Annotated in this window: 10 protein-coding genes; 9 read left to right on the forward strand and 1 reads right to left on the reverse strand. The window is 67.7% G+C overall.

Annotation, left to right across the window (positions count from 1 at the left end):
- Window positions 1–198: 198 nt before the first annotated feature.
- The 4 genes from AC1MED_RS04530 (at window position 199) to AC1MED_RS04545 (ending at window position 3875) form a co-directional block, all read left to right on the forward strand.
- Window positions 199–843 carry a TrbL/VirB6 family protein gene (locus AC1MED_RS04530; RefSeq protein ID WP_479785664.1) on the forward strand — a complete coding sequence of 215 codons (645 nt, stop codon included), beginning with the start codon at window positions 199–201 and terminating at the stop codon, window positions 841–843.
- Window positions 844–1267: 424 nt separating this feature from the next.
- A complete protein-coding gene (locus AC1MED_RS04535; RefSeq protein WP_479785665.1) occupies window positions 1268–1783 on the forward strand; it encodes a DUF6318 family protein in 516 nt (171 codons plus the stop codon).
- Window positions 1780–2715, forward strand: coding sequence for a hypothetical protein (locus AC1MED_RS04540; RefSeq protein WP_479785667.1), 936 nt, complete (start codon window positions 1780–1782; stop codon window positions 2713–2715). Before AC1MED_RS04535 ends, AC1MED_RS04540 begins: the two co-directional genes overlap by 4 nt.
- Window positions 2716–2804: 89 nt before the next feature.
- Complete coding sequence (locus AC1MED_RS04545; RefSeq protein ID WP_479785668.1) at window positions 2805–3875, forward strand: alkene reductase; 1071 nt, start codon at window positions 2805–2807, stop codon at window positions 3873–3875.
- Window positions 3876–4074: 199 nt separating this feature from the next.
- Here the strand turns inward: AC1MED_RS04545 and AC1MED_RS04550 are convergent, their stop codons facing one another.
- Window positions 4075–7782, reverse strand: coding sequence for a TM0106 family RecB-like putative nuclease (locus tag AC1MED_RS04550; RefSeq protein ID WP_479785670.1), 3708 nt, complete (start codon window positions 7780–7782; stop codon window positions 4075–4077).
- A 178-nt stretch (window positions 7783–7960) separates the two neighbouring features.
- Here AC1MED_RS04550 and AC1MED_RS04555 point away from each other — a divergent pair, with 178 nt between their 5' ends.
- The 5 genes from AC1MED_RS04555 to AC1MED_RS04575 all read left to right on the forward strand — a co-directional run bounded on the left by AC1MED_RS04555 (window position 7961) and on the right by AC1MED_RS04575 (window position 14717).
- On the forward strand, window positions 7961–8605 hold the full coding sequence (locus AC1MED_RS04555; RefSeq protein ID WP_479785672.1) for an SOUL family heme-binding protein: 645 nt from the start codon (window positions 7961–7963) through the stop codon (window positions 8603–8605).
- Between the two features lie 23 nt (window positions 8606–8628).
- Window positions 8629–11121, forward strand: a complete 2493-nt coding sequence (locus AC1MED_RS04560) for a Tex family protein (protein WP_479785674.1) — start codon at window positions 8629–8631, stop codon at window positions 11119–11121.
- A gap of 220 nt (window positions 11122–11341) precedes the next feature.
- The gene (locus tag AC1MED_RS04565; protein ID WP_479785676.1) at window positions 11342–12736 is read left to right on the forward strand and encodes an OFA family MFS transporter; all 1395 of its coding nucleotides are present in this window, start codon (window positions 11342–11344) and stop codon (window positions 12734–12736) included.
- Window position 12737: 1 nt separating this feature from the next.
- Entirely contained in the window at window positions 12738–12881 is a 144-nt protein-coding gene (locus AC1MED_RS04570) for an MFS transporter small subunit (protein ID WP_479785678.1), read from the forward strand.
- Window positions 12882–12884: 3 nt separating this feature from the next.
- The gene (locus tag AC1MED_RS04575; RefSeq protein WP_479785680.1) at window positions 12885–14717 is read left to right on the forward strand and encodes a gamma-glutamyltransferase family protein; all 1833 of its coding nucleotides are present in this window, start codon (window positions 12885–12887) and stop codon (window positions 14715–14717) included.
- Window positions 14718–15269: the final 552 nt, after the last annotated feature.

The following is a 15269-nucleotide window of genomic DNA, read 5'->3' on the forward strand; positions in this document are numbered from 1 at the left end:
GGGGTTGTCGGCCGGGTTCCCGCCACTAAATTGTCCGACCCCCTCCCTAACGTTCTTTTTGTCCGGATTGCATCGCAGTCAATGACCGCCCGTGAGGGTATTTGGCCGTTGGCGGAGATGCCCCTCCGCGCCATGGGGGCGCTTGGGCCCGGGCACTTCACACCGCCAGGCGTTGCCTGGCCATGAATATGGGGAATCATGAGTACTTTCAATTCACACGGCACCGCGCCCGCGGACGCGCCGACGTCCACCGTTCCGTCCCTGGGCGGCGCTCCGGCGCCGGCTTCGCGGGGTAACGGCTGGGGCATTACCGCGCTGGTGCTCGGCATTGTGGCTGTGGTTTTTTCGTTCATTCCGGTCATGGGCATCGTCGCCTTTGTCCTGGGCCCGCTGGCCGTCCTGTTCGGCCTCATCGGTGCCACCCGCAAGTTCGCCAAGAAGGGGGCCGCGATCGCGGGCCTCGTGCTGGGGATTTTGAGCATTGTCATCGCCGCCATCTGGATGGCTGTGCTGTCCGCTGCTGTATCGTCCGCCGACCAGGCGCTCAACTCGGAGCACAAGGTCCAGTATGTGGTAACCACCAACGGCAAGGCCTCGGTCAGTTACTGGACCAGCGGCGGGACGTCCAACGAGGACGTCAGCACTGGCTGGAAGAAGGAGCAGACCGTCAAGAATTCGGATCTGCTCTCCTTGTCTGTCATGGGGGATTTTTCGAACGCCGCGGCAAAGGTCGGCTGCGAAATCCTGTTTGACGGCAAGCCGATCTCGAAGAACTCGGGATCCGGCCAGGGCGCGATGGCAAGCTGCAGCGGTTCGGGGCTTGGGGCCGACAACAAGAAGTAGGCAAAGGAGCCGGGCATTGAGTCCGGCCGGGGGGCAGGGCGTTGCTGAAGTGGAGACTTCGGCAACGCCCTGCCGCATTTGCGGATTGGACTTGGGCAATAGCGGTGAATTTCGGGGGAGGCGGCTGGGGCTTTTGGGGCGCATGGTTCCCTAGGGTCGTGCGCTTCGAAAGTGAGCCGACTGCCTGTGGATAACCCTTACGGCGAGAGTGCGGTGTCAGTTACCCTTAGGCATTGTTTGGATTCAGGCGTCTTGATTTCTATCGGGGGATTAGCTGAACATGACATCTCGCACTCCAACCTCCAGCCGCAGGTCAGCCACCGCAGTCGCCCTGCTCACCGCCTTCGCACTCATGGGAACGGCCTGCACCGGCGGCCAATCACCCCCGAGCGCAGCCCCGAGCGCCGCGTCGACGAGCCAACCCGTGTCACCCACTCCGAGCACCACCCCGACGCCCACCGCCACGGCCAGCTACAAACCGGCCGACGCCAAGGGCCGGGCGCAGAACGTCCCGCTGCCGGTGCTCCCGGAGGCTGCGAAGGCGAAGACGAAGGAGGGGCTGGAGGCTTTTGCGAGGTATTGGTTCGGGCAGCTCAACTTTGCCTATGAGACCGGAAATACATCTGGCCTGTCCGCTGTCACGTCCCCAAGTTGCGAATTCTGCTCAAATATCTTGAAAGCTCTGAAGGAGAACTATCAGGAGGACAGATGGCTGGCTGGAGGGCGCATCAAGGCACCGTCAATCAGTACGGATTTCAAAGCAGGATCTGACGGCTACTATCAGGTCGTCGTTCAGGTTCAGCAGTCAAAAATCACGTACTTCAAAACGGGCGGCGCTCAGTTCCGGACACCAACTCCACCCTCTGACACTGGAAATGTCATGCTCACAGCCTTCCAAAATGGGTCGTGGCAAGTTGCGGGTCTCTACCCGATCCGATGAGCTCCTCACGTGTTCGGCTCAACATCCTGTCGGCGTTTGTGCTTGCCGCAGCACTTGCAGGTATTTTCCCGTGCCACGCAGTCGCCGATGACGGGGTAGACGCCGGTTTTGGGAACCAAGGGGTCAACGTCGGAGGTTGGAGAATGGACCCAGGAACAGGAAAATTTGTTCCGGTGGACCCAGGAAGTCCTTCTGTCGATCCCTTTCAGTACAAATACGAACTCCAATGCCATCTCGGTGGTGGCGACTTCGATGCTGACTGCCTGGCGACCGTGTTGGAATGCAAGAACGGACCCAACGGCAAGGACGGCATTCCCGTCACCTGGCTCAAGGCCCCCGCCGGGGTACCCAATCCGGTCTGGAGCTATCATTCCGGGCCAACGTGCTTGTTTGATGCACGACCTAAAGATTTGTTGCCGCGCATCGCCGCCATGATCCAAACCGAATTCCAGAAACTTCCCATCGCTCCTGGCCGGGCCACCGCGCAGCCGAGTCCGCACACCCTGCGGGGCGCAGAAACGAACTTCTTTGCCGAGGCCGCAGAGCAGCAATTCGACATCAAGATCCTGGCCCAGGATGTCCACGTCGACGCAAAACCAGTCCAGTACGCCTGGAACTACGGTGACGGGAACTCACTGGGCCCGCAGAATTCGGCCGGGGGGCCGCTGCCGCAGGACCGGTGGGGTGAAAAGACGGCCACCAGCCACGTTTACACCCGGACCGGCGACTTCCCGGTGGTGCTGACCACCTACTTCCAAGGGACATATTCGGTCAACGGCGGTCCGCCGCTGCCAATCCCGGGCCAAGGACAGTTCAGCTCCCCGCCGCAGACCGTCAGCGTCTGGCGGTCCATCACCCGCAACTACGCAGACGACTGTCTCCAGAATCCCCAAGGCCAGGGCTGCCCCGGCGCACCACCGACCTCGCGATGATTCGAACGTGATTCGAGTCTCAAGCGGAATAGTTGCAGGCGCTGGATTGCTTGCACCCGTGGACACAATCCACGCGAAAGGAACTGCGCATGCTGTTTTCCCAAATGACCCTCGGCCAGCTGGAACTACCCAACCGGCTCGTGATGGCGCCACTGACCCGCCTCCGTTCAGGCAAAGAAGGCGTTCCCGGACCGCTGGTTGTTGAGCATTACCGGCAGCGCGCCTCGCTCGGCCTGATTGTCAGCGAAGGCACCTATCCCAGCTCGGCCGGACGGGGCTTCCCGGGCCAGCCCGGCCTGGTCACCGAGGAACAGCTCAAGGGCTGGTCAGCGGTCACCGCCGCCGTCCACGCAGAGGGCGGCAGGATTTTCGCCCAGGTGATGCACGCCGGCCGGGTCACTCATGAGGACACCACCGGTGGCCACGAGGTTGTCGCCCCGAGCGCTATTGCCATCGACGGCGTGACTCGCACCTACGAGGGCAAGCAGGAATTCCCGGTTCCCCGCGCCCTCACTACCGAAGAGCTGCCCGCGATCCGTGAAGAGTTCGTCCAGGCCTCCCGCAACGCGATCGAAGCCGGCTTCGACGGCGTCGAACTTCACTCCGCCAACGGCTACCTGCTGCACGAGTTCCTGACGCCGGCTGCGAACCAGCGCGAAGACAACTACGGCGGTTCACCCGAAAACCGTGCCCGCTTCGTCATCGAAGTTGCCCAGGCTGTGGTGGACGCCATCGGTGCGGACCGCGTGGGCATCCGCATTTCGCCCGAGCACAACGTGCAGGGCGCTACGGAGCTGGACTCCGCCGACGTCCGCGAGACCTACGGCTACCTGGTGGACGCCCTTGCTCCGCTGAAGCTGGCCTACCTCAGCGTGCTCCACAAGGAGCCCACGAGCGAACTGGTCCAGGAACTGCGCTCGCGCTTCGACGGAACGTTCCTGCTGAACACCGGCTTCGGCGTCATCACGACCCCCGAAGAAGCCAAGGCGCTCGTCTCGGACGGCCACGCTGATGCTGTGGTCGTTGGACGCCCGGCCATCGCTAACCCCGATCTGGTTCGTCGCTGGCGCGAAGGCCTACCCGTCAACGAGCCCGACGCGGGCACCTTCTACACCGAAGGCGCCGAGGGTTACACCGATTACCCGGCTTACCAGAACTAGAAGCGGGGCACCGGCCTAATCATTGCCGGGACATGCCCAGTGCACGCCGCGAACAGTGGACAGAATCCCTTTCTATCCACTGTTCGCGTTTAAGGATGGACATGTCCCTCGGAGCGGTCCGGGAGCGAGGGGCATGTCCAGTGGTGCACGCGGAAAGAGGGCATGTCCCGTGGCGTGTGCGAAGAATGGGCATGTCCCTCTAGACGGCGGCAGCGGGCACGGACCTCTGGCAGAGGCCGATGAAGCCGCCCAGCTGTTCCAGGCCTTCCGGATGGGCCGGCAGGTAGTTGGTCAGCTCGGGGGCACGGACGACAACGGCGCGCCACTGACCGCGTGAGACCGCCACGTTGATCCGGTTCCGGGAGAGCAGGAACTCCATGCCCCGCGGCGCCTCGGCCACCGCCGAACACGCCATGGACACGATCACCACAGCGGCTTCCTGCCCCTGGAATTTGTCCACGGTCCCCACCCGCACGCCGGATAGCCCGCCCCGGTCCAGGGCTTCGCGTACGAGGTTCACCTGGGCGTTGTAGGCAGCAACCACAAGGATGTCGGCGGCCGCGAGGGGTCGTGTGCCCTCAGCGGTGTGCCACGCCAAGCCCAGGTGGCGCCGCACCTGCCGGACAACCTCGGCGGCCTCTTCCGGGGACGACGTCGTGTTGCCGCTGTGTGGCACCATCACGGTCTCGATCCCGGCCGGAACTCCGTCCAGGTGGCGAAGGTCCGCCGCGGGCGCGGACCGCAGCCGGCCCTCGTAGGACAGCTCGGAGACGGCCAGGCACAACTCGGAGCGCATCCGCCACGAGTCGGCCAGGAAGTAGCCAAGCTCCGGCGGCAGGGTGGCATGCCCGGCGGAGATCCAGCCCAGGGCCGACTCGTCGACCGGCTCGGGGTGCTTGCCCTGGCTGACCTGCGGGAGCTGCTGCGGGTCGCCGAGCAGGAGCAGCCGGCTGCTGGCCTGGGCGACGGCGAGGGTGTTGGCCAAGGAGAACTGGCCGGCCTCGTCGATGACCAACAGATCCAGTGAGCCGGCCGGGACCGTGGCGCCGGTCATTGTCCACGCCGTGCCGCCGATCAGGGCGCCGCCGCGGGAGTCCAGCAGCGCCGCTACGTCCTTGGCAGTGCGCGAGTGCCACGGCAAGGGATTGTCGTGCTTCACGTCTTTCGCCACCAGGTCCGGGCTGACTCCCGCCTTGGTGACCGCCGTCGTCAGCAGGTTCTCCACCACGGCGTGGGATTGGCCAACGACCCCCACCTTCCAGCCACGGGCCACGAGCCTGGCGATGACGTGGGACCCCACATGGGTCTTGCCGGTGCCCGGGGGACCCTGCACCGCCAGATAGGAGCGGTCGAGTCCCAGGACCGCCGTCGTGATGGCGTCGATGAAACGGTCCGCGCCCTCGCCTGGCTGCGGCAGCGACTCACCGCCGGCAAGCCGGGGCGGGAGGCGCCGGACCAGGTCAAGGGCCGGGTGGCGGGGGATGGCACCGGACCGCAGCCCGGCCGCCACCAGGTCCGCGAGCGACTCCAGCGACTGCTCCAGGCTCTTGGTGGCCAGCGGCTGGTCCTCGGTCAGCGCGATCGGCAGCTCATTGTGCGGAGGCACGTTCCGGTGCAGGCGGTCGCGGATGACGACAGTGTCCTTGCCGTCGTCGTGACCCAGTTCGAGGACCTCCGTGCCGAACCATCCGCTCCGGCCAGCACCGTCCTTGCCGGTGCCGTCCAGACCCTCAGGAAGCGGAAGCCCGTACATCCGGAACCACTTGCTGCCCTCGCGCAAGTCCGAGCCGGGGCTGACGGTGCCGGTCAGCCGGACCCGCCGCTCCGGAAGCTTCCGGCCTTCCTGCCGCCAATCGTCAAGGATCTCGGCGGAATCAACAAGGAAGACGTTCCGGTCCCGCTCGTGGGTGTCCGGGCCCTGCTCGCACCTGTCGAAATGCGCCCACCAGAAAGATTTGCGCTCCCGCCGGTGGTAGCTCACCGCGGCGGCCAGCATCGCCACGGCCTTGCGGTCCTCCTCGGGCAGGCCGTTCCCGGGTTCGGCGAAACTCATCAGCGCCTGCTCGGTCGGGCTGAGCCCGGCGTCCGCGTCGGGGGAGCCGACGTCGTCAGGGCCGGCGGAGGCGCCCGAGGTGCCCCCGGTCCCAACCCCCGCACCGCCACGGCCTGGCCCCGCACCGCCGCCATCCGGCCCGGACCCCTCGCCACCGGGCCCGGGCCCGGACTCGGATCCGGACCCCACGCCGCCGGGCTCGATTCCGCGTTCCTTGGCCCGCTCCAGCAGCCAGTTCCGCAACTCCAGGGTCGAGAGGCAGTCGTATTCGTTGTAGTCGGAGATGCCGGCGAGGATGTCCGCGGCCTCCTCGGCGCGGCCGCCGTCGCGCGCGTCGCAGTAGTGGGCGTAAGCCACCACGGAGGCGCCGGCGTCTTTCACCTCGCCGGTGCGGAGGTTCGTGCCCATGTAGAGCGGTTCAAGCTTCTTGATGCTGTACGAGTTCTCCGAGATCCGGATGCTGTTCCGGACCGTCTGGTAGAGGTCCACCAGCAGGCCCTCGCGGAGCCACTCATCCACAATGTCTTCGCCGGCCACGTGCAGCACCGAGAGCTTGCGGAGCGCCGTCTTTTCATACGGTGCGTAATGGTAGACGTGCATGGCGGGGTACCTGCGCCGGCGCTGCTCCACGTAGTCCAGGAAGTCCAGGAACGCCTGCTTCTCCGCCGCCCGGCTGTGCGCCCAGAACGGCCGGAACACCCCTGGATCGCCCGGGCCGGTCGGCGCCTCGATGACCCCGAAAAGGTACTCGAGCCCCCACACCCCGGTGGCGCTGTCCTGCCACAGCGGATCGCCCTCGAAGTCGAAGAAAATGTCGCCCGGACTGGGCAGCGGCAGTTCCGCCAGGGCGTTGTGCGGGAGCACGGCGTAGCGCAAAGTGTGCTCCTCGCCGTCCTTGCGGTACCGGACCTCCCCGTCGGCCGGCCCAACGCCGCTCTGCATCCGGGCCTGTTCCTGCAGCCGCAGGAGCGCGGGCGTGGGTCTGGCGAGCGGCGTTTGGGCCAGCTCCGTGACGGTGTGAATGCCGAGTTCGTGCAGGTTCTTGCGCTGCACCGAGTTCATCCGCGCCACCAGGAGCAGGTCGTCGGTGGCCTTGACCTGTTCCTGGCAGTAATCGCACCGGCCGCAGGCGGCGACACCCTCCGCACCCCAGCGGACAGCGTCAGCCTGCGCCCTGTGCGCCGCGGTCAGGGCCAGGAAACGCTCGCGCCGTTCCCGGAACACGGGCAGGATCTCGGCGAGTTTGTGGTGGGTCCGGACGTAGTCGAAGCCGCCGTCGGCCAGTTGCACCGTGGCCCCGAGAACAAGCGTCACCGACGGGTCCACCGGGATGCCGGCCTTGAGCAGCTGGTCACCGTAGGCGGCGAGTTGCAGCAGGGCGGTCACCTTGGCGTGACGGGCCAGCTTCGTGTCGAACACGGCGTAGCCGCCGTCGGCCTGCCGCACCAAGAAGTCGGAGCGCCCGTGGAACTGTCCGTCGAAGAACGCGGCCTGGAAAACGACGTCGGCGCCCGCCCGCAACGCCTCGATGGATTCGTGGTGCTTGGCCGCCAAGGTGGCGCGGTCCATGGCAGTGGCGGGAACGACGTCGTATACCCCCCGCCCGCGGTCGGGGTCCCAGGTGCCGAACTCGCCCACAAACCCCTTGAGGACCTTGTGTTCGTGGACGTCGCCCAAGGCGGCCGCATGCCGGAGCATCTCGTCGGTGCCGAAGTCGGCGGCGGGGGCGCGGCCCAGTTTTTCATCGAGTTTTCGGAGCAGCTGGTATTCGCAGCCCACCGCCACCACGAGGTCACTCGCGGAGTAGACCAGGTCCGGCGCCGCGCCCGGTACTTCCGGTTCAAGGAAAAACACTGCGCCCCCGCTTTGCTTGGCTCTGGCCGATTGACTCTTTTGTTACCGCGTGGCCGGGTCCCGGCGCCGGCGATCTCTCTTCTGCCAAGCTACCAAAGCCCACTGACACTGAACGTGCTGACAACAGGGCCATGGGCTCTGGCCGCCGTCGCAGGAGCGGCGTAAGGTCAGCAGGACCATGACCGAACAACAACCCTTCGAGCTGGTCCGCAGCTACCCCCACTTTGAGCTGCGCCGCTATCCGGCGCACGTCGTCGCCGAGATCCGGGTCAACGCGAGCTTCGACCGCGCCGGAAATGCGGCTTTCCGCCACCTGTTCAACTACATCAGCGGCAGCAACAGCGCGTCGCAGAAGCTGGCTATGACGGCCCCGGTGATCCAGGGGACCGGAAGCCCGGGACCGGGAGGGCAGGGGAGCCCGGGCAACGGAACGTCGCAGAAGCTGGCGATGACCGCTCCGGTACTGCAAAGCGGCCCACTGCCCGGGAAGGATACGCCGGCCGACTTCGTGGTTGCCTTTGTCCTCCCCGCGGGCATGAGCGCCGAAACCGCTCCGGTCCCGACGGACCCCGAGGTCAGGATCCGGGCCGTTCCCGGCTCCTTGGCCGCGGCGCTGCGTTTCTCCGGCAGCGGCTCGGAAACCGCCTTTGCGCGGCGCAACGACGGGCTGCAGTCGGCGCTGATCCTTGCCGGACTGACGCCAGTGGGGCCGCCGAGGTTCGCCCGCTTTGACCCGCCGTTCAAGCCGTGGTTCCTGCGCCGCAGTGAGGTCGTGCAGGACGTCCAGGAGACCTCCGACGCCGCGGGAAGGCCCGGCCCCTGACCCCGGTAAGGCAAAATGGCTGGGTGAGCCAACTCCCGCAGCACCCCGCCGTAACCACCCCGATCGAAACCCAGATTGCCGCCGAGCTCGGTGTGAAACCCTGGCAGGTGAAGGCGGCCGTGGAGCTGCTCGATGCCGGGTCCACGGTGCCGTTCATCGCCCGGTACCGCAAGGAAGCCACCGGGACCCTGGACGACACCCAGCTCCGCGGGCTCGAGGAGCGGCTGCGCTACCTGCGCGAGCTGGAGGACCGCCGTCGGACCGTGCTGGAGGCGATTGCCGCCCAGGGGGCGCTGACCCCGGAACTGCAGGCCGCCGTCGTCGCCGCCGACACCAAGTCGCGGCTGGAGGACATCTACCTGCCGTTCAAGTCGAAGCGGCGCACCAAGGCCCAGATCGCCCGGGAGGCCGGCCTGGAGCCGCTCGCTGACACGTTGCTGAAACGGCCGGAGCTGGACCCGGAACGCGAAGCCGCCCGCTACCTCAACGCCGAGCATGCCATCGGGGACGCCGCCGCGGCGCTCGCCGGGGCCCGGTCCATCCTCGTCGAGTGCGTCGCCCAGGACGCTGACCTGGCCGCGACGCTGCGGGAGCGGCTCTGGACCCAGGGCCGGATGGTGTCGCGGGTCAAGAAAGGCAAGGAGGCCGACGGGCAGAAGTTCAAGGACTACTTCGAGTTCTCCCAGGCGCCCTCCGGGATGCCCTCTCACCGTGTCCTCGCGCTGCTGCGCGGCGAAAAGGACGGGGTGCTGGAACTGGATCTCAGCGAAGCGGAACCGGACGACGACGCCGCCCTGGCCGCCGCCCGCGGCCGGTACGAAGCCGCCGTGGCCAGGTTCCTCGGGGTCGCCGACCGCGGCCGGCCCGCCGATGCCTGGCTGCTGCAGACCGCGCAGCAGGCGTGGCGCTCCCGGGTGCTCAGCCGCCTGAGCGGCGACCTGCGCAGCCGGATGTTCGCCGCGGCCGAGGACGAGGCCGTCCGGGTGTTTGCCGCGAACCTCCGCGACGTGCTGCTCGCCGCGCCCGCCGGCAACCGCGCCACCCTGGGCCTGGACCCGGGGCTGCGGACCGGCGTGAAGGTCGCCGTCGTGGACGGGACCGGCAAGGTGGTCGCGACGGATACGGTCTACCCGCACGCCCCGGCCCGGAAGTGGGACGAGGCGCTGCGCACGCTCCTGGCGCTGGCCCGGAAGCACGGTGTTGAACTCGTGGCGATCGGCAACGGCACCGCTTCGCGGGAGACGGACAAGCTCGCGGCGGAGCTGATCAAGCAGCTTGGCGCGGACGCCGGCGCCGCGCCGCAGAAACTCGTCGTCTCCGAAGCCGGCGCGTCCGTGTACTCGGCGTCGGCGCTCGCGGCGTCGGAACTGCCCGGCATGGATGTGTCGCTGCGCGGCGCGGTGTCGATCGCCCGAAGATTGCAGGATCCGCTCGCGGAACTGGTCAAGATCGAGCCGAAGTCGATCGGCGTCGGGCAGTACCAGCACGACGTCACGGCCGCGAAGCTGGACCGCAGCCTCGACGCCGTCGTGGAGGACTGTGTCAACGCCGTCGGAGTGGACGTCAACACCGCCTCACCTGCCCTGCTGAGCAGGGTGGCCGGCGTCGGACCGCTGCTGAGCGAGAACATTGTGGCGTACCGGAACGAGCACGGTCCCTTCAGCAAGCGCAGTGAACTGAAGAAGGTGCCCCGGCTGGGTGCGAAGGCTTTTGAACAATGCGCCGGCTTCCTGCGGATCAGCGGGGGAGCGGAGCCGCTGGACGCCTCCAGTGTGCACCCGGAGGCGTATCCGCTTGCGCGAAAGATCAAGGCCGCGGCCAGCGGCGGTACGGGTGCCGGTGCCGGCTCGGCGGGCGGGAACCTGTCGGCGCTCAATCCGCAGGACTTCGTGGACGGCTCCTTCGGCCTGCCCACCGTGCGGGACATCATCGCCGAGCTGGAAAAACCCGGCCGGGATCCGCGTCCCGCGTTCGCTGCAGCGACGTTCCGGGAGGGGATCGAGAAGATCGCGGACCTCAAACCCGGCATGGTGCTGGAGGGAACGGTCACCAACGTGGCGGCATTCGGCGCGTTTGTGGACGTCGGGGTGCACCAGGACGGGCTGGTCCACGTCTCCGCACTGGCCAACCGGTTCGTCGCCGACCCGCGCGAGGTGGTCAAGTCCGGCCAGGTGGTCCTGGTCAAGGTGCTGGAGGCGGACCCGGAGCGCAAGCGCATCTCGCTGACGCTGAGGCTCGACGACGAACCGGCGGCGGGCCGTCCCGCGGCCTCCGGTGGTCGGCAAGGGTCCGGTGGGCGGCAAGGGTCCGGTGGACCCGCGGCCTCCGGTGGGCGGACGGCATCCGGGCGGGGAGCTTCCGCAGGGCGGCCCGGTACCACGGGCAGGCCGGCGGCGGCCTCGCACGACCGGGGCCGGCAGGGCACACCCAAGCCGGCCACCAAGGCGGCACCCCAGCAGGCCCCGGCCAACACGGCGATGGCGGAAGCGCTCCGCCAGGCCGGACTGGGTAAGTAGGCACGTTCCAAGCCGCCTACCTACCGCTTATCGCGAATAAGCTACCGTTCATCGTGAAATCCGACTGATTCAGCGCTGAGATTCGCCGCTTGGGTGTGATCTGCACCATGATTGCCGGAGGCAACGGCCCCTCATGAAGGCCTTAGCCTCTATTTCGCTGGGGCAGGTGCTTGGGGAGCGCCGAGACACCGACGTCTTTCGACAAGCAAGGGGAGCAGTTATGGGTTGGCTGGACCGAGAACGAACAATCGCCCCGCCGGGGTTCAACCGGTGGCTCGTGCCGCCCGCGGCGCTCGCCGTCCACCTGTGCATCGGTCAGGCATACGCGACGAGCGTGTACAAGACGGCGCTGGTCAAGCACTTCGGCGCCAGCCTGACCGAGATCGGCGTGATCTTCTCGATCGCGATCGTGATGCTCGGCCTGTCCGCCGCCATTATGGGCACCTGGGTGGACAAGAACGGCCCCCGCAAGGCGATGTTCACCTCCGCCATGTTCTGGGCCAGCGGCTTTGTGATCGGCTCGCTCGGCATCTTTACGCACCAGCTGTGGCTCGTTTACCTCGGCTACGGCGTGGTCGGCGGCATCGGGCTGGGCATCGGCTACATCTCGCCGGTTTCCACCCTCATCAAGTGGTTTCCGGACCGCCCGGGACTCGCCACCGGCATGGCCATCATGGGCTTCGGCGGCGGCGCCTTGATCGCCAGCCCCGTCTCCACCGCGCTGCTGAAGATGTACGACCCCAACTCCGGCGCCAAGGGCTGGATCGCCAGCGGCGACTCGGTCGGCAAGCTCTTCCTGACCCTCGCCGTCGTCTACCTCGCCTACATGCTCTTCGGCGCCTTCACCATCAAGGTGCCCGCTGACGGCTGGAAGCCCGCCGGCTTCGACCCGTCCAAGGTCAAAGCGTCCAAGCTGGTCACCACGGATAACGTCTCGGCGAAGAACGCCGTCAAGACCCGGCAGTTCTGGCTGGTCTGGATCGCCCTGTTCTGCAACGTCACCGCCGGCATCGGCATCCTGGAGCAGGCCGCCCCGATGATCCAGGACTTCTTCCGGAAGTCCGACGGCGTGTCCCTGGTCAGTGCCGGCGTCGCCGCCGGCTTCGTGGGGCTGCTCTCCATCGGCAACATGGCCGGCCGCTTTGCCTGGTCCGCGACCTCGGATGTCACCGGACGCAAGCGCATCTACATGGTCTACCTCGGCGTCGGTGCGTTGCTCTACACGGTGCTGGCGCTGGCCGGTTCCTCCACCACGGTCCTCTATGTTGCGCTCGCCTTCGTCATCATCTCCTTCTACGGCGGCGGCTTCTCGACGGCTCCGGCCTACCTGCGGGACCTCTTCGGCACCTTCCAGGTCGGCGCCATCCACGGCCGGCTGCTGACCGCCTGGTCTGCTGCCGGCGTCGCCGGACCGCTGATCGTCAACGCCTTCCTGGACGCCCAGGGCAAGCCCGGCCAGCTTAACGCCGCGTCCTACCAGCCGGCTCTGCTGACCATGGTGGCGCTGCTGGTGATCGGCTTTGTGGCCAACCTGCTGGTCAAGCCGGTCGACGCACGATTCCACGAACCCCGCCCTGACCGCGAGCGGTCGGCCGAACCCGCCATGGAGGCCTGAGATGAGCACTGCACACAACCCCGGCGCCGAGACGGCAGTCAAAGCGTCCACCGGCAAACTCGCGGTGGCATGGGCGCTCGTCGGCGTCCCGCTGGCCTACGGGGTCTATGAGACCCTGACCCGCGTGGCGGCGCTGTTCGGCTGATCCATGACCTTCACCGCGCCTGATCAGTTCACCACCCGCCCCACCCTGCAGGGCACCTTTGGGATGAGTGCGTCCACGCACTGGATCGCGACGGCGGCGGCCCAGGCGGTGCTCGAACGCGGCGGCAACGCGTTCGACGCCGCCACGGCCGGCGCCTTCGTGCTGCACGTCGTCGAGCCGCACCTCAACGGCCCCGGCGGGGACATGACCGGCGTCTTCGTGACGGCGGCAGAGCCCGGCAAGCCGGTGGTCCTGATGGGCCAGGGGCCGGCGCCGGCAGGGGCCACGGTGGAACACTACCGGGCCGAAGGGCTGGACCTGGTGCCGGGCTCGGGGGCGCTGGCCGCCGCGGTGCCTGCCGCCGTCGACGCCTGGTTCCTGCTGTTGCGCGACCACGGCACCTGGGAGCTGGACGCGGTCCTGGCGTTCGCGATCGGCTACGCCCGTGACGGGCACCCGGTGCTGGGCCGCGTGGGCACCACGATTGCCGCGGTGGCGGAGCTGTTCCAGGAGCACTGGCCCAGCTCGGCCGAGCTCTGGATGCCGGGCGGCCGGATCCCGGCCGAAGGCGAACTGATCCGGAACCCCGCCTACGCCCGGACCCTGGAAAGGCTCATCGAAGCCGGGGCGGCGTTGGACTCTGACGGGTCCCGGGAGGCACGCATCGATGCTGCCCGCCGGGAATGGCGCGAGGGATTCGTCGCCCGCGCGATGGTGGAATCCGTGCAGGCCCCGCACCGGCACTCCTCCGGCACCGATCACCGGGGCGTGCTGGCGTTGTCCGACCTGGCCGGTTTCGAGGCCGGCTATGAGGCCGCCGCCACGGTGGATTTCCGCGGGCACACGGTTGCCAAGACCGGGCCGTGGGGACAAGGTCCGGCGCTCCTGCAGACCCTGGCGATCCTCGCTGGGTTCGAGGACCGGTACCTCGATCCGTCCACCGAGCTCGGGGCGCACACGATCCTGGAGGCCCAGAAGCTGGCGCTGGCAGACCGCGAGGCGTACTACGGCGACACGGACGTGCCACTGGAGTACCTGCTGTCCGAGGAGTACTGCGCGGGCCGCCGGGAATTGATCACTGAGCAGGCATCGCACGAATTCCGGCCGGGGACGGTTCCGGGCCGCGAGCCCTACGTCCCGCAGCTGCGGACCGAATACACGCCGCCGGCGCTGGCCCGGAGCGGTGGGGGGTCCGGGCCGGCGGGTCTGGGCGTCGGCGAGCCGACCGTGGCGCCGAGCGGGGAAACCCGCGGCGATACCTGCCACATCGACGTGGTGGACCGTTGGGGGAACATGGTCTCCGCCACCCCGTCCGGCGGCTGGTTGCAGTCCTCGCCCGCGATTCCGGAACTTGGTTTCTGCCTCGGCACCCGTCTGCAGATGACCTGGCTGGAGCCGGGCACGCCGTCCACCCTCACGCCGGGCCAGCGGCCCCGCACCACCCTGACGCCGACGCTGGTGCTGCGGGACGGGCGCGCCGTGACCGCGCTGGGTTCGCCGGGCGGCGACCAGCAGGACCAGTGGCAACTGCCGTATTTGCTGCGGACGATCGTGGGCGGCTACTCGCCGCAGCAGGCCGTCGACGCACCCACTTTCCATACGACGTCGATGCCCGGCTCGTTCTGGCCGCGCACTTGGGAGCCCGGCGGCGCCGTGGTGGAGGATCGTCTGGGACAGGACGTTATCGACGGGCTCAAACGTCGGGGACACGTTGTGACCGTGGCCGGCGGCTGGACGCTCGGCCGGCTTTCCTCCGTCGTCCGCGACCCCGCGACCGGTGTTCTGCAGGCCGCGGCCAACCCCCGGGGCGCCCAGGGGTACGCCGCCGGGCGGTAGCCGTTGCGGACTAGGGAGCCGACGGGGACGGTGGCTAGGTGCGGCGCCACGGACCAGAGTGCTTGGGCCCGAAGAATGCGAGGATGACGCGACGGCGAACTCGCCCGTAACGCCTTACTGACCGACCGCTTGCGGAACCGAGATCGCCCGTGTGCGCCATGATCATCTCCCTCGACGGTTGCTGTTAGAGCTGGGCGGGGCTGCTGCGTGTAAGACATCACACCGTGGTCTATGACTTTGACGAGGCCCGTCGACGGCCGGGTCGTCGGCCTGATCCGGGCCGCCTCTCTTCGCGCATCTGATGGTCGCGAGAACGATCCATCTGCTGCTGCACGCCACTGTCACTGCGGGCCGACGCATTCTTGAGTTCGGCGCGCTCCTCAGCATCTGAAGTAGTGGTTTCTTTGGGGTGTTTGGTGGGGGTCGAGGTGGGGTGGGGGGATGAACCAGGGGATTCCGGTGCGGAGTTGGATGGTCCTGGCTGTGACAGGTTTATATGGCCCCGGCAGGACGGTTATTTCCGGCCCCACTTCATGACTCGCCGGGCACCTG

Source organism: Arthrobacter sp. BI5 (genome assembly GCF_056680065.1).